A 22,913-nucleotide genomic window follows, 5' to 3' on the forward strand; every position below is an offset into this window, starting at 1 on the left:
TGACCGCATTGATCTGGGTCTATGGCAGCGCCTGCGACTCCAAATGGAGGCAGGCGGTTAAAGCACAAGCTGTTACTGCAAAGCTCTGACCCCGAGTTGCAAATCAGGGGCTATCTCAAACCATTACTTACTGGCAGACCTGCCGGTAGAGAACATCGTCCTTGGCAATCCGCTTCAGCTGATCCAGCAGCGGCTTTTTCTCTGCATCCAGAGGCAGCAGCTCCGCCGTGGAGCAATTAAGCAGATGGGGCTGGTGGGTAACGCGGTCGACGTGCTGCTTTTCAAAGCGGTACAGGTTAAAGGCGACAACCGCACTGCCGTCCGCCTCCTGGCGCTGCAGGCTTTTGCTATCGAGCACGGTAAAAGCCTTGGTCATCGGCCAGTAGAACGTCCAGGGCCGCCAGAACACCTCGCCGGTTTCACTGGCCACCAGTACGGACTCAGCCGGCTGACGCTGCAGTTGGTGCTCAAACCAGGAGTACTCGTAGTAAATCTGGTAGCTCAGCATGCCCAAACCGCCAAACGCCGGAATGATCCACTTCGGCAAGCGGTTGCGCGTCAGTTTGCGCAGCAGCATGGCAATACCAGCCGCCCCAAGCCCTGACACCACGATGGCAAGTATTGTCCACAGCATTGAATGACTCCCGATAATAAAAACCCGGCGCAATCGATAACCTTGCGCCGCGACGCAACCACGTGTGGCTGCCATGGATAGCTGGAAATAAAACGGGCCTCCTGAAGGAGGCCCGCTGGTAAGACCCTGATCAAACATGATCCGGGGGATTATGCTCAGTGGCTCAACGCGCCACCAGCACCTTTGGGAGTACGCACGCTTTCCACCAGCTCCTGAATTTCCTTCGGCGGAGCAACGCTGACCAGCGACACGGCATAGGCAACCGCAAAGTTGATCAGGGCACCCACAGTACCAATGGACAGCGGCGAGATGCCGAACATCCAGTTATCCGGGGTGTTGGCGAAGGTCGCAGTGCCAGGGATAAAGAACCAGCCCAGGTACAGGAAGATATAAACGACAGTGAATACCAGGCCTACCAGCATGCCGGCAATTGCGCCCTTGTCGTTTACCCGCTTGGAGAAGATCCCCATCATCAACGCCGGGAACAGCGTAGCCGCGGCAATGCCGAAGGCCAGTGCCACCACCTGCGCGGCAAAACCTGGCGGATTGAGCCCCAGATAGGTCGCCAGCAGAATCGCGATGGCCATGGAGATGCGTGCAGCGCGCATTTCCCCCTTCTCGCTGATCTTCGGATTGATCATGTTCTTGATCAGGTCATGACTCACCGTCGAGGAAATCGCCAGCAGCAAACCGGCAGCCGTCGACAACGCGGCGGCAATGGCACCCGCGGCAATCAGGCCAATCACCCAACCCGGCAGGTTGGCAATTTCCGGGTTAGCCAGTACTAGAATGTCGTTGTTCACAGTCAGCTCGTTGCCCTTCCAGCCGCGAGTTTCGGCGGTTGGGGTGAAGGCAGGCGCAGCATCGTTGTACAGCTGGATGCGACCGTCAGCATTCTTGTCTTCCCACTTGATCAGGCCGGTGGTTTCCCAGGTCTTGACCCACTCCGGACGCTCTTCATAGGCCAGCGCTGGCGCTTCGGCACCCTGCGGATAGACAGTGGTCAGCAGGTTCAGACGCGCCATGGACGCCACGGCTGGAGCAGTGAGGTACAGCAAGGCGATAAACACCAGGGTCCAGCCAGCCGACCAACGTGCATCGGCAACTTTCGGCACAGTGAAGAAGCGAATGATCACGTGCGGCAGACCGGCCGTACCAATCATCAGCGACATGGTAAAGAGCACCATGTTCAGCTTGTTGCTGACATCGGCGGTGTAGTCGGTAAAGCCCAGACCCGCGACGACTTCATTGAGCTTCTGCAGCAGCGGCACGCCTGACTCAGTGTGCTCGCTGAACATGCCGAACATCGGAATCGGATTGCCTGTCAGTTGCAGGGAGATAAATACCGCCGGAATGGTGTAGGCGATGATCAACACCACGTACTGGGCAACCTGGGTGTAGGTAATGCCCTTCATTCCGCCGAACACCGCGTAGCAGAACACCACGCCGGCCGCGATCCAGATACCGGTGGAGTTGCTCACTTCGAGGAAGCGCGAGAACGCCACACCAGCACCCGCCATCTGACCGATTACGTAGGTCACGCAGATGATGATCAGGCAGACTACTGCAGCCAGGCGTGCGCCGTTGCTGTAGAAGCGATCACCGATAAAGTCCGGCACGGTGAATTTGCCGAATTTGCGCAGGTACGGCGCCAGCAGCATGGCCAACAGCACATAACCACCGGTCCAGCCCATCAGGAAGGTTGAGTTGGCATAACCGCCAGCGGCGATCAGACCGGCCATGGAAATAAAAGATGCCGCGGACATCCAGTCGGCCGCAGTTGCCATGCCATTGGTGACGGGGTGAACACCACCGCCGGCGACGTAGAATTCCTTGGTCGAACCGGCACGTGCCCAGACAGCGATGCCGAAGTAGAGCGCGAAGGAAGCACCCACAAACAGCATATTGATTACAAACTGGCTCATGGATTATTCCTCGACACCGAATTGTTTATCGAGTCTGTTCATTTTCCAGGCGTAGACGAAAATGATCACGATAAAGGTGATGATCGAACCTTGCTGGGCGAACCAGAAGCCAAGGTCGGTACCGCCGACAGAAATACCTGCCAGCATCGGGCGAAGAAGTATGGCGAAGCCGTAAGACACCAGGGCCCAGATAATCAGGCTCCAGGTAATCAACCGAACATTCGCCTTCCAGTACGCTGCAGCGTTAGCTTGATCAGAAGTCATAAACTCCTCCGGTTATTATTGTTATTCTCGTGCACCTTCAAGCTAGCAGCAGGCCACTAGGGCCGACAGATAGACATTGGTATTAGCCGCCTGATAACGCTCCTCAAGTAAAAATTTATTCTTATATAACAGTTAGTTAACTTGCCAATCGAAAGAATAGACAGCAGCCCTAGGACGTTAGTCGGACGACATAACAGCTAAGACCCGCTAAACGCCCTCGCACAGCGCCTAGCCACGCGCCTCAAGCCGCCTTGATCCAGAACGCGCAAGCGCATCGCCACCCCCTGCCGGCTTGCCAGTTATGCGCTTCCCCTGCTGGCCCGCTGTAGCAGCAAACAACCGCGCGATCCGCCGCGCCAGCAAGTGCCCGGCGCGCGACTCTTCGCGCAAGCCGATATGCCCGCTTATCGCACATACCACAGACGAAAGAAGCCAAACGCCAGCAGCAGCCCCACCTGGCCCAGCGCCGTGCACAGACTGAGAAAGGACTGCACCTCACGGTTCTGCGGGGCGTTGGCCAGGCCAGTCAGGCTCTCCCAGAACGCCTCCGGCAACAGCACCAGGCTCATCTGCGCCAGGGGTTGGCCGGTCAGCTGCAGGCCTTTGATCAGGTCAAACTGGCCACAGAACATCAGGCCCAGCAGCACCATAAAGGCCACCGCCAACCCCAGGGCGAAACAAGCAGAAAACTGCATCAATAAACGCATCATGCTCAACTCCCGCACAGGTAAAGAAGCGGCGCAGGCTGGGCCCGCGCCGCGATTCGTCAAAGGTCGCTGGCTGGGCTGGCCAGTGGCAGGCGGCCGACGCCGTACCAATCGAGCTTGCGGGTCAGCACCATCACCCCGGCAAGCACGCCGAACACCAGCACCGAGCCCATCAGCAAGGCGTAGTCTTCGGCCCCGAGCAGGCCGAACAACATGCCGTAGAGCAGCGCCAGCAGGGCGCCAAAACCCACCCCACGCTGGACGCTGTGCAGCACATGACTGACGTAGAAGCCGATCAGCAGCACACAGGCAGTCGCGGCAATACCGTAGGCCAGGGCAAAACTCAGGTGCTCGGACAGCGACAACAGCAGCAGGTAGAACAACGCCAACGACATGCCCACCAGGGCGTACTGCACCGGGTGCACGGACATGCGCTTGAGCACTTCAAAGAGGAAGAACACGGCGAAGGTCAGGCCGATAAACAGCAGCGCGTATTTGATCGCCCGCTCGGTCTTCAGGTACTGGTCCACCGGGTCGACAAAGCTCACTCCGAAGTTACGTGCGGTCAGCGCATTGCAGCTGTCACCGCGTACACAGTCGGTCAGCGCCTCTTCCAGGTTGGTGGCGAAGAAACTGGTCTGCCAGTGCGCCTTAAATCCCTCGGCCGACACTTCACGGCTGCTCGGCAGGTACTCACCAACAAAGCTCGGATGCTGCCAGTCGGAGGTCAGCTCGACCTGACTATCACGTCCCACCGGGGTGATACTCAGCTGCTCGGTGCCCTGTAATTTCAGGTCGAAAGCGAACTCCAGCACCTGCCCACCCTGGGTATCCAGTGCCGGCAGCGGTGCATGCACTCCTGCGCCGAAACGCTCTTCGGCACTGCCAGGAGCAAAGCTCAGGTTCACGCCGTTGAAGCGCAGCTGCAGATCATTGCTGATACCGCGGATATCGCTGATACCGACCGAGAGAAACGGCCGATCAAACTGATACAGGCCCAGATCATCACCCAATCCCAGACGGGCCGGTAGTTTGAATGCGCCACTGATCTGGTTGTCGCTGCGGTACAGCAGCGCCTTGTAGATGCCGCGTGCACGCTCCTCGGTGGAGACATGACCGTTGAGCACAAAGCGCTCCGGCAGGAAGTACAGACGGCCGCGGCTCTTCTGCTCTTCCAGGTAACGCTCGCCGGTCTTGGCATGGGTTTTCCATTGGTGCCAGACCTTGGTGTAAGGCATCACCAGAATCGGCCCGGTGAGCTGCTGGCGGTAGCTGGAACTGCGCGCGATGTCCTGCAGCACCTCTGCGCGCTGATACTGCCGCTCGTCCACTAGCCCGTCGATCATCGACAGCGGGACCAGCAATAACAAAATCAGCAGGGCAATAGCGCCCAGCTTGAAACCCAGAATGCGGCTCATGGCGCAACTCTCCGATGCGGTTTAGGTAGGCAGAGTCTGGGCGGCGCAGGTGGTGGCTTTATGGAGGGCAGATGGAGAGTGTGTGGAGATCGATCTGCCACAACGTGTAAATGACTTCGGCGGCAGACACCTGCGACCGTTCGTCCATTCCACTGGAAGCAAGAGTTTTCTGCACTAGAGTGCTAACTCACTTGTTGCTCAGAAGGCGACCGGTAAGCGGCTTCACCAAGATTTATCCAATCTGATAAGGGACAGTCATGAATAAGCGCCAATGGACTTGCGCGGCCAGCGCACTATTAATGCTCGGTAGCAGCAACGTATTCGCCCACGGCTATATCAAACAACCTGAAGCACGTGGCTATCTGTGCAAGCTCGGTGAAAACAGCCAATGCGGCGCAGTGCAATGGGAACCGCAAAGCCTGGAAGGCTACTCCGGCTTCCCGCAAAACGGCCCTGCCGATGGCCAGATCGCCAGTGCCGGCCTGGCGCAATTCTCCCCCCTCAATGAACAGACCGTCAGCCGCTGGGCCAAGCGCCCAATCACCGCAGGCCCGACGAACTTCACCTGGCGCTTTACCGCCAACCACGTCACACGCAACTGGCGCTACTACATCACTCGCCCCGACTGGCTGGCCAATCAGCCGTTAAACCGCGCAGCGTTCGAGCCGGTACCGTTCTGCGTGGTCGATGGCGGCATGCAACAGCCGCCCCAGGAAGTCACCCATAACTGCGATATACCGCCGCGCGAGGGCTACCAGGTGATCCTCGGAGTGTGGGAAGTGGGCGACACGCCGATGAGTTTCTACAACGTGATGGATGTGATGTTCGGTGATGTCACAACCCCACCCGATCCGTCCGCCTGGCAAGCCAAGGGCATGCTCTACCCCTCGGTAGACCTGCAAGTCGGCGACCAGGCGATGACCCGGGTCTTCGATGCCAACGGCGAGCGCAGTGACTTGCAGACGCGGCTGCAGGTTGAAACCAGCGAGCAGGGCCAACGCAACCAGTGGACCTACCTGCTGGCCAGCCGGATCAACCAGCAGCAGAGTCTGCTCAAGGCCGGTCAGCGCGGCAGCGACGGTGCCATCTCGCCGGTATACGGCCAGAACAGCCTGTTTGCCCGCGCTGACAGCGGCATCCAGCGCATCGAGGTGCAGATCGACAAGGCTACTGCACCGGACCACGATCTGCTGGTCGATGGTCTGCAGCCCAGCTACCGCATCCGTAACGGCCAGCTGCGCCTCGAATTCAACGTCACCGCCGTGGGCGCGCTGCAGATCAGCAGCTACGTCTACGACCACGACGGCAATGCCAAAGGCTTTGCCGCAACCGAACTGGCCAACGGCAGCCAGCCCTTGAGCATCAATGTCGAGAACCCTGTGCCCGGTCATCACCAACTGGTGGTCAGTGGCAAGGTCGCTGGCAGCGAACAAGTGCTGCAGAAAACCTTCGACATGATGTTCGTCGCAGACGATGGCAGCGCCAACTACGACTTCACCTTCCCGGACGGTCTGCGCAGTTACACGGCCGGCCCCCGGGTGCTGCAACCCAAGACGGGACAGCTGTATCAGTGTCTTCCCTTTCCGAAGAGTGGCTATTGCACGCAATGGTCAGCGGCCTCGACCCAGTTCGAGCCCGGTATCGGTAGCCATTGGCAAGACGCCTGGATAGCCGACTGAGATAAGCGCCGCGCCCGCCGGGCTGTTTTGCCGGCGCGGACACCCCATCCCCCTGAACACACGTACGACACAGGCGCATGCACTGCGCCTTGGCGTATGTCTTTGTGGAGCCGCAGGTATGCCCAGACACTGACGTATAGGCGCTCACCCCGCGTTGCGCGCATCACGACACTGACCCCGAGCCGATATAGCGGCGCCCGGAGACAGCTAGCAAACAGTGCGCTTCACTCCCCCTTCTCGACAGCTGAACGGGTGGTGCTTTATCGCATTAAGTATTTGATTTAATTGATTATTTTTAAATAAAAAGCGACGAACGACCTTGGCTTTTCAACACAGTCTCCTAGGGTTCTGGCAGCTGCACTACGCGGCACACAATTGGGAGATAACCATGCAAGGATTCCAACGCACCACTGCCTTACTGCTGTTGCTCAGCGCAGGCTGGGCCTACGCCCAGGCCGATGAAAAACCCAGCTTCGCGGCCCAGGCGCAGATCGCCGTCGATGATCAGCAGTCACCGCGCTACATCATCAAATACAAGGAGCTGACGCCCTCGCCAATGAGTCAGGCCAACCAGCCGCAACCTCTAAGCGCAGGCAAATTCGAAAGCCTCGCCGCGCAGCGCCTGCTCAGCCAGGCGCAGGTACAACCGCTGATGCAACTGGACAGTCAGGCCGCTAGCGTGGCACACCTCAGCCCAGCGCAACTCAAGCAACTGCAGGCCAACCCGGCCGTCGACTATATCGAGCTCGACCCACGCCGCTATCTGATGGCCGAACAAGTGCCCTATGGCATTCCCATGGTGCAGGCCGATCTGCTACCGGATAACGCCATTTCCAATATGAAGGTGTGCATCGTCGACTCTGGTTACGACCTCGGCCATCAGGATCTGCCATCAGCCGGCATCACCGGTAATGACGGCTATGGCAGCGTCGACAGTGGCAACTGGTACGAAGATGGCGATGGCCACGGCACTCACGTTGCAGGGACCATCGCCGCACTGGGTGGCAATGATCTAGGCGTGGTCGGCGTCAGCCCATCGGGCAACCTCGGCCTGCATATCGTCAAAGTATTAAATAACAGTGGCAACTGGGCCTACGGCTCTGATCTGGTGATGGCCATCCAGCAGTGCCGTGCGGCGGGTTCGACGGTGATCAGCATGAGCCTGGGCGGCGGTGCCTCGTCGGTAACCGAGCGTAATGCCATGGATGCGGCTTATCAGAACGGTGTACTGGTCGTCGCAGCAGCCGGTAACAGTGGTAATAGCACCCTCTCCTACCCGGCCTCCTACGACTCGGTCGTATCGGTTGCGGCGGTCGACAGCAGCGGTAATCGTGCCTCGTTTTCGCAATACAACAATCAGGTCGAAGTCGCCGCGCCCGGGGTTGGTGTGCGCTCCACCCTGCCTGGCAACAACTATGCGAGCTACAACGGCACCTCGATGGCTACACCGCATGTTTCAGCGGTCTACGCCCTGGTGTGGAGTCAGCACCGTCAATGCACCCCTGCGCAGATTCGCAAGGTGGTCAACAGCACCGCCGAAGACCGTGGCACTCCAGGCCGCGACCCCTACTACGGCTACGGAATCGTCAAAGCCAAACGCGCCAGCGACCTGATCGCCCAGCGTGGCTGTGATGCCACGGGTGGCGACAATGGCGAGGAAAAGACCTACCCCAACCTCTCCGGCGCGCGGGACGCCTGGGTACGTTACAACGTGGTCGTGCCAAGCGGCGCCCAGCGTCTGACCGTGCGAATCAGCGGCGGCAGCGGTGATGCCGACCTTTACACCCGCCTGGGCAACCAGCCCAGCACCAGCCAATGGACCTGCCGGCCCTACCTCGACGGCAACCAGGAAACCTGCACCCAGGAAAACCCTGCCGCCGGTACCTGGCATATCGGTGTGCGGGGCTACTCCAGCTTCTCCGGTGTGACCCTTTACTGGCGCTACGAGTAATTCGCCTGATCCCGGGGCAGGCAGCTGCCCCGGGCCCTTTATCGGCTAAGGTCACTCAGCCAGGCAGAAATAATCGCGCAATAACACAAACCGCCAGGGCACAAATGGACAGTATTTAAAGAAATGCGTAGCGTGCCGCTGATCGCCACTTAAGGATGAACGGCCATGACCCAGCCCAACCCCTACGCCACCCCGCAAGCCAGCGTCGCCGACGCAGAATCACTGGTTTCCGACGAGCAGATCGCCGCATTCCCCATCTCGGATAAATGGAAGCAGCGCTTTAGCGCGATCCACCATGCCGGCGGCATCAAGATGCCCAAGTTCAAGGAGCTTCCCGCCGAGGAGCGGCGCAAGGCCTTCAGCTTCAACTTTCTGGCGTTCTTCTTCGGGCCGATCTACTACGCCATCAAGGGCATGTGGAAAAAGGGTCTGGCGCTGTTCTTCGTCTGCGCGGCGGTGGTGATCATCCTCGGCATCGGCCTGGACTATCTCGGCTACAGCAAAATCGCCAACGCACTGGGCTATGGCATCAGCGCGGTATTCGCCACGCGCGCCAATATCGATTACTACAAGAAGATGCTGCTGAACGATAACGGCTGGTGGTAAGTGCCCAGCGCCTGCTGGAAGCACCTGCATTGCTACTGCCTGTACCTTCGACGGCCTGCTAACCCAACTGCATCAGGAGAATAAACGTGACGGAGTATGTCGCTGAGGTGATCTGGCAACGCGGCGAGCAGGACTTTCTCGGCAACCGCTACAGCCGCAAGCATCTGCTGCGTTTTGATGGCGGTCTGGAGGTCGCCGGCTCGTCCTCACCGCATGTGGTGCCGCTGCCGATGTCGGATGCCAACGCCGTCGACCCCGAGGAAGCCTTTGTCGCCTCACTCGCCAGCTGCCATATGCTGTGGTTTCTCTCCATCGCCGCCAAGCGCCGCTTCTGCGTCGATGACTACCGCGACAGTGCCAGCGGTCTGATGCAGGAAAATGCTGCCGGCAAGCTGTTTATCGCCCAGGTCACCCTGCGCCCTGCGGTCAGTTTCTCTGGCAAACGCCTACCCAGCCGCGAACAGATTGAGCACATGCACCACCAGGCCCATGAAGAGTGCTTTATCGCCAATTCGGTAAAGTCCGAAGTACGCTGCCAACCGCGATTTAGCGAGTAACGCCACACAGGCGGCATCGACTACAACGCGAAGATGCCGTTTAACCATAACGGATGATGCGAGGGGGATAAGGCGTGAACCCAACTGCATACGGCTGCCCCGATGGACAGCCATTGTTCTACTTCCATGGCGTGCCGGGCGCAGCGGTTGAGGCGGCGATGCTGCATCAGGCTGCCTTGGCACACAGCATCCAGCTGCTGGTGGTGGAGCGCAATCTGCCCGGCGAACTCGGCAGCACGGCTTACCTGCAACAGCTGGCGCAACAGATCAGTGATCGCGCGGCGGGCCAGCCGATTCGTTTGCTCGGTTTTTCCATTGGTGCCTGCCTGGCGTTGCGGGTCGCCGCGCTGCTGGGAGAGCGGGTAGCTGAGGTGTACCTGCTATCGGCCGCCGCACCGCTGGAAATTCCCAGCAATAGCGTCGGCATGGGCGCGGGCCGTTATACCTTCCTTTGGGCGCAGCATTACCCATGGCTGTTCCGGGCCTTTGCCGGGTATCAGGCGCTGCTGGCGAAAGTCAGCCCGCACCTGCTGCTGAAGTTGCTGTTCAGCGGCGCTGGCGGCAAAGACCCCGAGTTACTGCATCAAGCCGACACCCAGACCCGGCTGGCAGATATTCAGCGCGCGTGTTTCAAGCATGGCACTCGCAGCTATGTGCGTGACGTAAAACTCTACGTCGAGCCCTGGGCGACAGAACTGGATAACGTCACGGCGGCAGTCAGCCTGTGGCATGGCGACGCAGATAACTGGGCACCCATTGCCATGTCGAGTTACCTGCAGGAGCATCTGCGCAATGCCAACACGGTGATCCGTTGTGCCGAACAAGCGCACTACTCCTGCCTGCTGGAGAATGCTCAAGCCGTGATGGCGACGGTGCAGCTGAATAGCTCAGCCACCCGCGTGCCAGGCTGATAACTCCCCCGGCTCCCTAGACTGACAACAACCCAAGGATGGCACCATGAAAAAGCTCGCACTGCCGCTGATCACCCTGCTGGCCTTCAGCGCCTACACCCTGTACGTGATGCTGCACGCAGAACAATCGCTGCTGCAATTTGGCATGCAGTTGATGTCCAGACCCGATACCGCCCAGGTGGTGATCGATCTGTATATCCTCGCGGCGCTGGCGTGTGTGTGGATGTATCGCGATGGTCGTGCGCGAGGCAAGTCGTTGCTCTACCTGCTGCCATTCTTTGCCCTGACCGTGATTTTCGTATCAGTGGGGCCTTTGCTGTACCTGGTGCTTCGCGCCTTGCCAAATCCCGCTTCGCCGTACAGCGACGCTGCGTCCGGAGCACGCCAATGAGCAACCACGCCCTGCTCAGCTCCTTGCTGCATTACAAGGCCTGGGCCAATCAGGAACTCTTTGCTGAGCTGCAGCGACTTGACCCGCGCACCCAACAAAGCGAGCTGCACGCCGCCCTGCGCATCCTCAATCACATCCACGTGGTCGAGCGGATATTTGTCGCTAACCTGCAAGGCATCAACCACAGCTACAGCGCCACCAACACAGCGGAAACACCCACGCTGGCAGCACTGCAGCAGGCGGTGCAGGAGACGGATCGCTGGTATCTGGACTATGCCGCAAGACTAAGCGCCGAACAGTTGGCCGAGCGCCTGAGCTTCACGTTTGTCGATGGTGATACCGGCTGCATGAGCCGCGAGGAAATGCTCGCGCATGTCGTCACCCACGGCGCTTACCAGCGTGGCGCCGTCGGCCGGATCATGGCGCAACTGCAACTGGCACCACCACGGGACATCTACACGCGCTTTCTGCATCAGGATCAGCCGCAGCGCCGCGAAGCGAGCTAAGCCGGAGGCTTGGCAATAAAGGCCTGCTTGTCATGCCGATCAAATCCGGCGCGCTCATAGAAACGCAGGGTGGCGGGGTCCTTGCTGCTGGTCATCAGCATGACCTTGTAGCAGCCCTGGCCCCAGGCAAACGCTTTGGCGTGCGCCAGCAACGCCTGACCATAGCCACACCCGCGATGCTCGCTATGGGTGACTACATTTTCGATCACGGCAAAGGGCCGGCAGCCGCGGGTCAGGTTGGCCACCAGGTTGATACTGCAGCTGGCCACCAGCCGCGCATCGCGGTACAGGCCAAAACACTGCTGGCCGGGGTTGGCGATGATCGCCTGCCACACCACCTCAACCTGATCGCGTGCGGGCAGCGGTTGATCCTCAGGATGTAAATGCTCATACAGGGCGAGCAGCGCATCCAGCTCACCGGGCCCAACACTGCGGATCTCCATCAACCTATCCCTGTTACGCGCAGCTTTATTCGCCGCGAATGTACTGTTCCAGCTGCTGGATCAGGCTGGCCTGTTCGGCGATGGTGTGTTTGACCAGGTCACCAATCGACAACAAGCCGATCAACTCGCCTTCGGCCAATACGGGTAGATGGCGCAGATGACGATCGGTCATCAGTTGCATGCAGTGCTGCGAGGTGTCGCGCGGCCCGACAGTCAGGACATCTGCTGTCATAATTTCGCTGATCATCGCACTGAATGCGGAGCGCTCCAGCAGCGCCACTTTGCGTGCGTAGTCACGTTCGCTGACGATGCCAGCCAGGCGACCTTTTTCATCCAGCACCACCAGTGCACCAATGCCTTTCTCGGCCATCAGTTTGATCGCATCAAGCACCGAGGTACTGGGCGTAACGCTGTACACGGCGGCCTGGGGCTTGGCGCGAAGAATCTCGGCAACTGTTTTCATGCAGCGGCTCCTGCTCTGTTTCTTATTGGCATTGAGGATAGTGCGCAGGCCGACCATTGCTGGCCAACCCGATGACCCGATCAGAGCATCTGTGCGGGCTCAGCGCAACCATTGCAGGCCAGCAAGGTCGGTGCCAAGCAACGCATCAATTGCCCGGAAATAGCGGCAGACGCAGTTGCACCTCGACTCCGCCTGCGACATTGCCGATATGCAGTTCGCCGCCGTGCAGCTGCATTACTTCCTCAACAAAATTCAGCCCCAAACCGGTGCTCTTGCGCCCGCTGCCGGGGCGCGCCAGGGAGTAGAACCGCTCGCTCAGGCGCGCCAGGGCGTAATCAGGAATCGCCTCGCCCTGGTTAAACAGGCGCAGCTCAATCTGCCCGGAGCGGGCCTCAGCGCTAAAGCGGATCAGCCCGCCTGGCGGGGTGAAGTCCAACGCGTTATCCAGCAGATTGGCCAGCGCCTGGCGCAGCAGAAAGGCCTCACCACGCGCGTTTAATTCAGCACCGATATGGTTTTCAATCTGCAGGCCGGCAGCTTCGATACGCGCCATCTGCGCCTGCAGCAGGGAGTCGACCAGCGCTTGCAGCGGCACTGCCACCTGCTCTTCCAGGCCCTGGCGCTGTTCGACCTGAGCCAGGTGCAGCAGGCGCTCGATCAACTGCTGCATGCGTGCACTTTCCTGCTCGATGTTGGCGACAAAACGCTGCCGTTGCGGTGCCGGCATCTCGCCCTCGAGCAATTCCGCCGCGCCACGAATCGCCGCCAGCGGACTTTTCAACTCATGAGTCAGGGTGTGCACGTAGCGCTCGACATAGGCCTTGCCTTCCAGCTCGGTGCGCATGCGCTCGATGGCTTCGGCCAGTTGCGCCAGCTCACCACCGCGCACACTGGGCAGTTCGGCACGCTGCCCAGCGCTGACCGCCTGGGCGTAGCGGGTCAGCTTGCGCAAGGCGCCGCTGAGCCACCAGGACAACAGCGCACCGATCAACAGACCGAGCACGATCAAGCCGCCGCCGAGCCAGGCCAGACGCTGCTCGGAACGTTCGATATAAGGCTGCAGAGTGCGATTGGGCTTGGCCACCGAGACCACGCCGATAATCTGTGCGCCATCCATGATCGGTGCGGCCACGTACATCACCGAGGAGTCGGGATCGTTCGGGTCTTCCTTGGTCGAGCGCGCGCCGTACTCGCCGCGCAGGGTGCGCAGCACGTCGTTCCAGCGCGAATAGTCCTCGCCCACCGCCGCGCCGGTTGAGTCGAGCAACACAATGCCCTTGGCGTCGGTGACATAGATGCGGTGGTTGACCTGAGTCTTCTCCACGCCCCAGATCTGCGCCTGCGGTTGACGCTGACCGTAGGCTTGCAGCAACGCGGGCAGGCGGCTCTGCTGCAGGCGCCCGGCCTTGACCTCATCACGCAGGATTTCCGCCAGCAGGTTGGCGGTGTCGACCAGGGTTTCCTCGGTGCTCTGGCGCACGCCAGGGCGGATTTCGTCCATCACCGTGCTCAGCACAAACCAGCCGGCCAGCCCGACAAACAGGAAGTACACCAGAAAGATGCGAATCCCCAAGGGCATCAGGCGTGCCTCGGCGAGTAGCTATAACCCAGGCCGCGGTGAGTCTGGATCGGCTCAGCCGCAGCAGCCACCTGACGCAGCTTGGCGCGCAGGCTTTTGATATGACTGTCGATGGTGCGCTCGTAGCCGACATCGGCGGCCACGCCCAATCCGTCAAGCAACTGCTCGCGGGAGAACACCCGCTCGGGTTGCGCCAGCAGGCTTTGTAGCAAACGGAATTCGTGGCGGGTCAGACTCAGTAGCTGGCCGTGGTAGTGGATTTGTCCCCGCTCGATATCCAGCTGGAACGGGCCACTGTCGGAGTTGGTGGCCGGCGCTTCACGCGGAGCCATGCGTTTGAGGATGGCCTTGACCCGCGCGGCAACTTCCCGCGGGCTAAAGGGTTTGACCACGTAATCGTCGGCACCGATTTCCAGGCCCACTACGCGGTCGATTTCCTCGCTGCGCGCAGTGAGAAAAATCACCGGCACCTCGGAGAAGCGCCGCAGCCGCTTGCAGGCCTCAAAGCCGCTGATATCCGGCAGGCCGACATCGAGAATCAGCAAGTCGGCCGGATTGCGCTGCTGTTCGGCCAGAGCCTGCTCCGCCAGGCTCAGCCAGGTGGTGGTAAAGCCTTCGCTCTGCAGGGCGAAAATCAGGGTATCGGCGATGGCGGCTTCGTCTTCGACAATCAGAATATGCGGCATTGGCGTCCTGCTCGTGGCAACTCGGCGAGGAGCCTGCGGCAGGCCGCTGCCAGCGTCAAGCATGCCGCCGGTGCAGCCCGACTCGTAGGTTGGCGTTGAGCGCAGCGAAGCCCAACAGGTGGCGGCCATATCGTTGGGCTTCGCCGCTGCGCGACTCAACCCAACCTACACTGCGGCCAGCGTAAAGGCTGAACGCAGAACCTCACCCATCCTACGACCTCAGTCGAGTTTGAAGCGCCCAGTATTGTGCTCCAACGCCTGACTGCCCTGACGCAGCTGTTCGGCGGCATTACTCACCGCCTGCGCACCTTCCAGCAAGGTGCTGGCCGCGTGATCAACCTGCTGAATATTGCCGCTGACTTCATCGGCAGTAGCCGCCTGCTGCTCGGCGGCAGTGGCAATCTGCGCCAGGCGGTCAGTCACCAGCTGCACCGACTCGACAATGGCACTCAGGTCCTCGCCCATGGCCAGCACGCTGCCGACATCGCCTTCTGCCTGACGCACGGCATCTTCCATCTGGGTCACCGACTGGCCGACCACGCGGTGCAGGTTGGCCACGGTTTCGGCGATTTCCGCCGTGGAGTTCTGCGTGCGTTGCGACAGCGAACGCACCTCATCGGCGACCACGGCAAAGCCGCGGCCTTGATCACCAGCGCGCGCGGCTTCGATGGCCGCGTTGAGCGCCAGCAGGTTGGTCTGCTCGGCGATGCCCTTGATCACGTCCACCACCCGGGTGATCTGCTCGGTCTGGCTGCGTAACTGTTGCAGCGTGGTAGCGCTGTCACCCAGGCGACTGCTGAGCTGGCGCATGCTCTCGCTGGTACGCGCGCTGCGCTGATTGCTCTGGTTGGCGATCTCACGGGTCTGGCTGGCTTCCACCGCGGCCTGCTCGCAGCTCTGTGCCACGCTTTGCGCTGTGGCGGCCATTTCGGTGGCGGCAGCGGCAATCTGGCTCATCTGCGCCTGTTGCTGTTCCACCGATTCCAGGGCATTGCGCGCCTCGCCGTTAAGCATCTGCACAGTGCCGCCCAGTTGCTGGCTCTGCTGGTTGACGCCCTGCATGGAGTCGCGCAGCTGGCCAACCGCGGTATTCAGCACCATCGCGATACTCGCCAGGTCATCCGCGCCATGCACCTGCATGCGCACGCGCAGGTCACCATCGCGCAGACCTTCGGCGGCCTCAATGATGCCAGCGGTGCTACGACGTATCGACGCGTTGAGGCAGAACAATACATACAGCGCCAGCAGGGTCAGCAGGCTGAACACGCCGACCACTTCGATCATCGCGGTCAGAGCCTTGCGCCGGTAATCACCAAGACTGGCAGCAAACTGCTGGTACAACGCGGCCTGCAGACTGCGCAATTGGCCCTGCAGGGCATCGGTGCGCTGCACAAACTGCTCCGGGGTCAGGGCCATGGGGCTAGCCTCGAACATGTCGCGGTCAATACCCGCGAGAAAGGCTTCGTAACCCTGCAGAGCCTCATCATAGGGCCCCTGCAGCTGGCGCATGGCACGCGGCGCCTCCAGCTTGAGCGTGGCCTGGGCCTTGAGCAGTTGGCTGCGCGACTCATCCAGGCTGCGGCGCAAATCACGGATCAGCACCCGGCTCTGCAAGGTGAAATGCTGCGACACCACCGCGCCATAGCCCTGACTGGTAAAGCTGCCCAATTGTTCGAGCAGACGCGGCAAGGTGTAGGTCAGCTGCTCCATCATCAGGTAGGTGTCGAGCTGCGGATCGAGGATCAACCCGCTGTCGGTTGCTACCTGCTCGCGCAGGGCCAGCAGGCTCAGCAGGTTCTTTTGGTAACGTTCGAGGGCATCGGGCAAGGCCAGCTTACCCAGTACATCGACACTCAGCTCGGCCTGACCGGCGCTGAGACTCTGCAAATGCTGGCGCGCCTGATCACTCAACAGCTCGGACTCAAGCGGCTGCTCCAGAGCTTGCAGGGCAGGACCAAGACCATTGGCCTGCTCACGCAGCAGTGCTTCGGCAGCTTTCTCGGTGCCCTTCCAGCGTGACAGCAACGTGCGTTGCTCTATCAGCTCCTGCTGCACGTCAGCCATGCCCTGCAGGGCATTGATACCTTCCAGTTCGTTATCGATGGCGTTGAGTCGATCCTGATAGTTGCTACTGATAACCCACAGAGAGAAGCCCAGCGGCAAAGCGAACAGGACAAACACCAACTGAAACTTGCGCGCGAAACTGAAACGTTCCAGCAACCGCACACCCGGTTTGAGTACTCCAGTCATACACACCTCAACCTGTTGAGCACGCCAACTTCAGGGGCGCGCCAAAGCAAAACTTCAAGCAAGAAGCACGCCCAAGCAGCGCGCCTGCAGGCGGTAATGTTTAATGAGCATAGATGAGTGGCCGGACCACGGCCCGTTACCCGATCGCGAGCAGCGCTAGCGGTCGAAAAACCTAGCGGGAAATACCGTTCCAGAGTTCCTCGACATTGCGGAAGCCCCATTCTTCGGCAGACTTACGACCGACAATCCTGTCGCGCCCAACCAGCTTGCTCAGGTCGAGAATTTCCTGCGGGATCGGGGTTTTCGATTTGGCCGAGAAGAACACCTTGACCCTCGGCGCGAGCAGAGACTTCGCCTGTTGTTCCATGACCACGCCGATGCGCCCGCTCTCCAGACGCACCAGCGAACCCACCGGGTAGATACCCACGGTTTTGACAAAGGCCTGGAACACCACAGGATCAAAATGGCCCTTCCACTCGGCCATCTTGCGGATCGACTCGGCTGGATCCCAACCCTGCTTGTACGGTCGGCTGGAGGTGATCGCGTCATACACGTCGCACACCGCGCCCATGCGCGCGTACAGGCTGATCTGCTCACCGACCAGACGGTGCGGATAGCCACTGCCATCAACCTTTTCGTGGTGATGCAGGCACACGTCCAGCACCAGCGCGCTGACTTGCTTGCTATCAATCAACATGCGCGAACCGGCTTCAGGATGGTCGCGCACGGTGGCGAATTCGTTGTCAGTGAGCTTGCCGGGCTTGTTCAGCACCTCATTGGGAATCGCCATCTTGCCGATGTCATGCAGCAGCCCGGCCAGCCCAGCTTCGCGCACCTGACTTTCGTTGAGGCCCAGGTTACGCGCCAAAGCAATCATCAGCGCGCAGACCGCCACCGAATGCATATAGGTGTATTCATCGGCGTTTTTCAGCCGCGCCAGGCTGATCAGCGCATTGGGGTGACGCATGATCGAGTCGGAAATTTCCTCAACCAGCTCTCCGGCCTGCTCAAACTGCAAGGCTTGGCCCATGCGCGCATCGCCAAACATGCTGACCACCGCAGCCTTGGAGCGGTCGCAGAGCTTGGCCGCACGCTGCACCTCATCCTCCATCGACACCGCCAGGTTGACTGGCGGGCTCTGCACCGCAGCCAAGAGAGCGACCTCGGCTTCGGCTGCGACCTCCTCGGGACTGACACTGACGGTGCCGTCCTCGACATCCAAACCTTTGCTGACATCGATCCACAGCTCACCAATGCTGCTGGCCTTGATCCGCTGCAGGTCTTTTTCAGACTTGAGCAGAAACTTGGACTTCCAGAAGGGGTGGTCCATCCATGCGCCACAAAACTCGTGAACATACATACCGACGCGTACATCGGTCACAGCAATGCACTTCAACATGGGTGCCCTCAGACGGGAAAGTAACCCGGCTCTTGTCGGACAAGAATAGATGAACAATAGCCAGCATTACGCTGACTTGATACAACCAATGGCCAATGGACATCAGTTGCAGATCAGCGGCTTGGAAGCCTTGGCACGACTGCTTATCATTGCCGCTCAAGCGCACCCTAAGGAGTTGCCATGCGCCGCCTGTTGACCGGTCTTAGCGTCATTATTCTGCTGCTCCTCAACACGCTGATCCTGATCGGCCCGCTATTGCTAATCGCCCTCGGCAAGTTCGTCCTGCCGGGCAAGGCACTGAAAACTGCCAGCTCGCGCGGGGTGATGTGGGTGGCGGAAACCTGGGCAGAGCTCAACAAGCTGATCTTCGCCAGCCTGCTCCCGGTGCACTGGGATATTCGCGGCAGTGCCGACCTGCGTCAGAGCACCTCCTACCTGGTGATCAGCAACCACCAGTCATGGGTCGATATTCCTGCGCTGGTACAGGCCTTCAACCGCAAGACGCCCTACTTCAAGTTCTTCCTCAAGCAGCAGCTGATCTGGGTACCCTTCCTCGGCCTGGCGTTCTGGGCGCTGGATTACCCCTTTATGCGCCGTTATTCCAAGGCATTTCTGGCCAAACATCCCGAACTCAAGGGCCAGGACCTGGAGATCACCAAGCGCGCCTGCGAGAAGTTCAAGGACTTGCCGGTTACCGTGGTCAACTACCTCGAAGGCACCCGCTGCACCCCAGCCAAACAGGCCCAGCAAGGCTCGCCCTATCAGTATCTGCTCAAACCAAAGGCCGGTGGTGTGGCCTTTGTTCTGGCCGCACTCGGCGAGCAACTGGACACCGTGCTGGACGTGACCGTGATCTATCCAGGCACGCATGTACCCGGCTTCTGGGAGCTGATCAGTGGCCAGGTGGACAAGGTGATCGTCGATATCCAGACCCGCGAACTGGACCCGGCGCTGTGGCAGGGCGACTACGAAAACGACCCGGTATTCCGTCAGTTTGTGCAGAACTGGGTCACGCAGATGTGGCAAGACAAGGATGCGCGGATCGCGCGGATTCGCGCCGAACAGCCCAGCTGACCAGGCACCGCTGCTGATCAACTACTGCGGCAGCTCACGGCGAATCATCCAATGCTCCGGCGGCGGCATCAGACGGCTGATATCGAACTGCTCCAGGCTAGCCTGATCGAGCATCTCGATCATCGGACCGACCCGCCGCGCATGCGCACGACCTTCCAGCGCGCGCACCGCCAGGTCTACCGCAATCCGTGCCTGCAGCACCGGGGAATCGGTGGGCGCGGCAACAATAAAGCCATCACGAATCTGCTCGACAATCCGTTCCGTGGTGTAGGTAGCCAGAACCCGGGCCTGGTAGTTCTGCCCTGAGGTCTGCACCAGCTGCGCGGCAAAGCCGGCAGCCTCAGCATTACCCAGCAGGTAGTCGAGGCGCGGATGCTGCCTGAGCAGCTCGCGCACCAGTTGCGCCTGGCTGGCACGATCCACCGGGCCATAGCCACCGTGTTGCACGGTCATCGGCTTGCTCTGCTCAGCCTGACGCAGTGTCTTTTCCGAATCCAGCACCCAGCCTGCGCCTTGCGGCCCGGGTAACCAGCCCAGACTGAAAGGCCCTGGCGAGCGATGGTCATCGATATAGGTCAGAGCAGCGCCAGTCATATCGGCAAAGTCCACGCTGGAGCTGGCGCTCAGCCCCGGACAGGCGATGCCGTTGACCAGATCGATCACCGGCTTGCCCTGTTCGACCAGCTGGGCGATGGACGCACAGAGGGCCTGGGCATCAATCGCCGCAATCACATAGGCATCGGCATTGCGCTGCTGACAGGTGCGCAACTGCTGCGCTTGCACCTGCGGGTTTTCATAGCCTCCGGCCTCATAGATACCTAGCCGCACACCTTGGCGCGCTGCCTCTTCATCCAGGCCACAGGCCACACCCCACCAATAGCGATCCTTGCCATGCGGCAACAATGCACAGACCCGCCAGGGTTTGGCCGCTTGCGACAAAGGTTGATACTGCTGCGATACCCCATCGGCCAGCACCTCAACGGGGTACCAGTCCGTAGCCCATGCCTGGCCGCTGATCCAAAGCCAACAGAGGGTGAAGCAGATCGCCCGCATAAGACCCTGCCCTGGAAAGTGAGCACTGAGCAGCCGTGCCGTGCACTTACTTTAGCCACTTTTCGGGTTCTATTTGGGCGGAGAAGAAGACAAGCAGAGCGCGAGCACGCTCCTCGGTTGAGGAGCCGTGCATACCACGACAGGCGGGCAAACTGGCTGCCCGCCTGCATCGCTGAGGGCAATCAGGCCGCGCTGAACAGCTTGTGCGGGTCGATGACGAATTTCTTCGGCACGCCGGCATCGAACTCGCCGTAACCGCGCGGCGCGTCGTCCAGGCTGATCACCTGCACGCCAACCACTTCGGCGATATTGATGCGGTCCCACATGATCGCCTGCATCAACTGGCGGTTGTATTTCATCACCGGGGTCTGGCCGGTGTGGAAGCTGTGCGACTTGGCCCAGCCGAGGCCGAAGCGGATGCTCAGGGAACCAATCTTCGCCGCCGCGTCCACCGCGCCCGGATCTTCGGTGACATACAGGCCGGGAATGCCAATCTTGCCGGCCACCCGCACCACCCCCATCAGCGAGTTGAGCACGGTGGCCGGCGCTTCATGCTGAACGCCTGCGTGACCATGGCCACGGGCCTCGAAGCCCACCGCATCGACGGCGCAATCGACTTCCGGCTCGCCCAGCAGCGCAGCAATCTGCTCATGCAGCGGGGTGTCCTGGGACAGGTCGGCGATCTCGAAGCCCTGGGCTTTGGCATGGGCCAGACGCACCGGGTTGACGTCGCCGACGATCACCACCGCCGCACCGAGCAAGCGTGCCGAGGCGGCGGCCGCCAGGCCCACCGGGCCGGCACCGGCGATATACACGCGGCTGCCCGGCCCCACTCCAGCAGTCACAGCCCCGTGATAACCGGTCGGCAGGATGTCGGACAGGCAGGTCAGGTCGCGGATCTTCTCCATGGCCTTGTCGCGGTCCGGCAGTTTGAGCAGGTTGAAATCGGCGTAGGGCACCAGCACATACTCGGCCTGACCGCCGGTCCAGTCACCCATGTCGACATAACCATAGGCACCACCGGCACGCGCCGGGTTGACGGTCAGGCAGACGCCGGTGTGCATTTCCTTGCAGCTGCGGCAGCGACCGCAAGCGACGTTGAACGGCACCGAAACCAGATCACCGATCTTCAGGTTTTCCACGTCGCTGCCCTTCTCGATCACCTCACCGGTGATCTCGTGGCCCAGCACCAGGCCCACTTGCGCTGTCGTGCGACCGCGCACCATATGCTGGTCGGAGCCGCAGATATTGGTGGAGACCACACGCAGGATGACCCCGTGTTCGATCTTGCGACCGCGCGGATCCTGCATTTTCGGATAGTCGATTTTCTGCACTTCGACCTTGCCAGCGCCGAGATAGACGACGCCACGATTACCAGACATACGTATTTCTCCTTTCTTGTTGTGAATACAAAGGCGCAGCCAACGGTCGCGCGGCCTTGTACTGGAGCGTTTAAGTCTGTTGCCGGGTGGGCCGAGGACTTGGCAGTCGGTGATCCACCCGTAGCGGGAACTTCCAGCGCTGCGGCTTAGGCGTGCAGCACCACCGTGCGGCCGTCATTGAGAAACACGCGGCGTTCAAGGTGATAACCGATGGCCTTGGCCAGGGTCTGGCACTCGATATCGCGGCCCTTGGCGATCAGGTCTTCGGGGTAGTGGGCATGGTCCACCGGCTCCACACCCTGGGCGATAATCGGCCCCTCGTCGAGGTCGTTGTTGATGTAATGGGCGGTGGCGCCGACCAGCTTGACGCCCTTCTCGTAGGCCTGGTGATAGGGTTTGGCGCCCTTGAAACCGGGCAGCAGCGAGTGGTGAATATTGATCGCCCAGCCGTCCAGCCGGCAGCACAGCTCGGGTGAGAGCACCTGCATATAACGGGCGAGTACCACCAGCTCGGCACCGCTGTCCTCGATCACCTGCAGCACCCTGCTTTCCTGCGCCGGCTTGTCTTTCGGGTCGAGCGGGAAATGGTAATAGGGGATGTCGTGCCAGCGTGCCAGCGGCTCCAGATCCGGGTGGTTGGACACCACCGCCACCACGTCCATGGCCAAATGGCCGATGCGCTGGCGGTAGAGCAGGTCGTTGAGGCAGTGATCGGCCTTGCTGACCATCAGCACCACCTTGGCCCGGTATCCCGGCGGGGTCAGTTCAACCTGCATGCCGAAGGCGCTCAGGCGATCGTTCAGACCGGCGCGAAAGGCCTGCTCGTCAAAGTCATCCGGCTGGCGGAATTCCACACGAATAAAGAATCTTGCCGACAGGCGATCATCGAAGGAATGGTGCTCGGTGACGTAGCAGCGCTGCTCGAACAGAAAGCGCGTCACCGCATCCACAGTGCCGAGCACGCTCGGGCACTGGGCGGTGAGAATCCAGGTATCGGGGGTGCGGCTCATGGTCAGTCCCTCGGTGGTCTGCATC

At 60.5% G+C, this 22,913-nt stretch carries 22 protein-coding genes; 8 read left to right on the forward strand and 14 right to left on the reverse strand.

Annotation, left to right across the window (positions count from 1 at the left end):
• Window positions 1-127: 127 nt before the first annotated feature.
• From BLW24_RS08625 to creD, 5 genes are all read right to left on the reverse strand, one after another.
• Entirely contained in the window at window positions 128-634 is a 507-nt protein-coding gene (locus tag BLW24_RS08625) for a hypothetical protein (protein ID WP_090379206.1), read from the reverse strand.
• A gap of 155 nt (window positions 635-789) precedes the next feature.
• The gene (locus BLW24_RS08630) at window positions 790-2,559 is read right to left on the reverse strand and encodes a sodium:solute symporter family protein (RefSeq protein WP_090379207.1); all 1,770 of its coding nucleotides are present in this window, start codon (window positions 2,557-2,559) and stop codon (window positions 790-792) included.
• Between the two features lie 3 nt (window positions 2,560-2,562).
• The gene (locus BLW24_RS08635; protein WP_090379210.1) at window positions 2,563-2,823 is read right to left on the reverse strand and encodes a DUF4212 domain-containing protein; all 261 of its coding nucleotides are present in this window, start codon (window positions 2,821-2,823) and stop codon (window positions 2,563-2,565) included.
• A 404-nt stretch (window positions 2,824-3,227) separates the two neighbouring features.
• The gene (locus BLW24_RS08640) at window positions 3,228-3,533 is read right to left on the reverse strand and encodes a hypothetical protein (protein WP_244161121.1); all 306 of its coding nucleotides are present in this window, start codon (window positions 3,531-3,533) and stop codon (window positions 3,228-3,230) included.
• 56 nt (window positions 3,534-3,589) lie between these two features.
• Window positions 3,590-4,948, reverse strand: coding sequence for a cell envelope integrity protein CreD (gene creD / locus BLW24_RS08645; RefSeq protein WP_090379213.1), 1,359 nt, complete (start codon window positions 4,946-4,948; stop codon window positions 3,590-3,592).
• A 257-nt stretch (window positions 4,949-5,205) separates the two neighbouring features.
• Between creD and gbpA the strand changes: the two genes are divergently transcribed.
• The 7 genes from gbpA to BLW24_RS08680 all read left to right on the forward strand — a co-directional run bounded on the left by gbpA (window position 5,206) and on the right by BLW24_RS08680 (window position 11,549).
• A complete protein-coding gene (gene gbpA / locus BLW24_RS08650; protein ID WP_090379216.1) occupies window positions 5,206-6,627 on the forward strand; it encodes an N-acetylglucosamine-binding protein GbpA in 1,422 nt (473 codons plus the stop codon).
• Window positions 6,628-7,015: 388 nt separating this feature from the next.
• Window positions 7,016-8,578, forward strand: a complete 1,563-nt coding sequence (locus tag BLW24_RS08655) for a S8 family serine peptidase (RefSeq protein WP_090379219.1) — start codon at window positions 7,016-7,018, stop codon at window positions 8,576-8,578.
• A 165-nt stretch (window positions 8,579-8,743) separates the two neighbouring features.
• A complete protein-coding gene (locus BLW24_RS08660) occupies window positions 8,744-9,184 on the forward strand; it encodes a DUF2628 domain-containing protein (RefSeq protein WP_090379222.1) in 441 nt (146 codons plus the stop codon).
• A gap of 86 nt (window positions 9,185-9,270) precedes the next feature.
• A complete protein-coding gene (locus tag BLW24_RS08665; RefSeq protein ID WP_090379224.1) occupies window positions 9,271-9,741 on the forward strand; it encodes an OsmC family protein in 471 nt (156 codons plus the stop codon).
• 74 nt (window positions 9,742-9,815) lie between these two features.
• Complete coding sequence (locus tag BLW24_RS08670) at window positions 9,816-10,652, forward strand: alpha/beta fold hydrolase (RefSeq protein ID WP_139272654.1); 837 nt, start codon at window positions 9,816-9,818, stop codon at window positions 10,650-10,652.
• A 46-nt stretch (window positions 10,653-10,698) separates the two neighbouring features.
• Entirely contained in the window at window positions 10,699-11,043 is a 345-nt protein-coding gene (locus BLW24_RS08675) for a DUF2834 domain-containing protein (RefSeq protein WP_090379229.1), read from the forward strand.
• The gene (locus BLW24_RS08680; RefSeq protein WP_090379232.1) at window positions 11,040-11,549 is read left to right on the forward strand and encodes a DinB family protein; all 510 of its coding nucleotides are present in this window, start codon (window positions 11,040-11,042) and stop codon (window positions 11,547-11,549) included. The genes BLW24_RS08675 and BLW24_RS08680 overlap by 4 nt, the downstream gene beginning before the upstream one ends.
• Here BLW24_RS08680 and BLW24_RS08685 read toward each other — a convergent pair.
• The 6 genes from BLW24_RS08685 to BLW24_RS08710 form a co-directional block, all read right to left on the reverse strand.
• Window positions 11,546-11,992 carry a GNAT family N-acetyltransferase gene (locus tag BLW24_RS08685; protein ID WP_090379235.1) on the reverse strand — a complete coding sequence of 149 codons (447 nt, stop codon included), beginning with the start codon at window positions 11,990-11,992 and terminating at the stop codon, window positions 11,546-11,548. The genes BLW24_RS08680 and BLW24_RS08685 overlap by 4 nt on opposite strands.
• Window positions 11,993-12,017: 25 nt before the next feature.
• Window positions 12,018-12,455, reverse strand: a complete 438-nt coding sequence (locus tag BLW24_RS08690; RefSeq protein WP_090379239.1) for a CBS domain-containing protein — start codon at window positions 12,453-12,455, stop codon at window positions 12,018-12,020.
• A gap of 145 nt (window positions 12,456-12,600) precedes the next feature.
• Entirely contained in the window at window positions 12,601-14,034 is a 1,434-nt protein-coding gene (gene creC, locus BLW24_RS08695; protein ID WP_090379242.1) for a two-component system sensor histidine kinase CreC, read from the reverse strand.
• Window positions 14,034-14,720: a two-component system response regulator CreB gene (creB, locus tag BLW24_RS08700; protein WP_090379245.1), complete on the reverse strand. Its 687-nt coding sequence runs from the start codon at window positions 14,718-14,720 to the stop codon at window positions 14,034-14,036. The genes creC and creB overlap by 1 nt, the downstream gene beginning before the upstream one ends.
• Window positions 14,721-14,939: 219 nt before the next feature.
• Window positions 14,940-16,970, reverse strand: a complete 2,031-nt coding sequence (locus BLW24_RS08705; protein ID WP_090379248.1) for a methyl-accepting chemotaxis protein — start codon at window positions 16,968-16,970, stop codon at window positions 14,940-14,942.
• Window positions 16,971-17,142: 172 nt separating this feature from the next.
• Window positions 17,143-18,369, reverse strand: coding sequence for a cyclic di-GMP phosphodiesterase (locus tag BLW24_RS08710; protein ID WP_090379251.1), 1,227 nt, complete (start codon window positions 18,367-18,369; stop codon window positions 17,143-17,145).
• Between the two features lie 180 nt (window positions 18,370-18,549).
• Between BLW24_RS08710 and BLW24_RS08715 the strand changes: the two genes are divergently transcribed.
• Entirely contained in the window at window positions 18,550-19,443 is an 894-nt protein-coding gene (locus BLW24_RS08715; protein WP_090379254.1) for an acyltransferase, read from the forward strand.
• Window positions 19,444-19,464: 21 nt separating this feature from the next.
• Here BLW24_RS08715 and torT read toward each other — a convergent pair whose 3' ends face one another.
• The 3 genes from torT to purU all read right to left on the reverse strand — a co-directional run bounded on the left by torT (window position 19,465) and on the right by purU (window position 22,888).
• Window positions 19,465-20,496 carry a TMAO reductase system periplasmic protein TorT gene (gene torT / locus BLW24_RS08720; RefSeq protein WP_090379257.1) on the reverse strand — a complete coding sequence of 344 codons (1,032 nt, stop codon included), beginning with the start codon at window positions 20,494-20,496 and terminating at the stop codon, window positions 19,465-19,467.
• Window positions 20,497-20,678: 182 nt separating this feature from the next.
• On the reverse strand, window positions 20,679-21,878 hold the full coding sequence (gene fdhA, locus BLW24_RS08725; protein WP_090379260.1) for a formaldehyde dehydrogenase, glutathione-independent: 1,200 nt from the start codon (window positions 21,876-21,878) through the stop codon (window positions 20,679-20,681).
• A 146-nt stretch (window positions 21,879-22,024) separates the two neighbouring features.
• Complete coding sequence (gene purU, locus BLW24_RS08730) at window positions 22,025-22,888, reverse strand: formyltetrahydrofolate deformylase (protein ID WP_090387671.1); 864 nt, start codon at window positions 22,886-22,888, stop codon at window positions 22,025-22,027.
• Between the last annotated feature and the right edge of the window lie 25 nt (window positions 22,889-22,913).

Source organism: Pseudomonas anguilliseptica, assembly GCF_900105355.1.
Taxonomy (GTDB): Bacteria; Pseudomonadota; Gammaproteobacteria; order Pseudomonadales; family Pseudomonadaceae; genus Aquipseudomonas; species Aquipseudomonas anguilliseptica.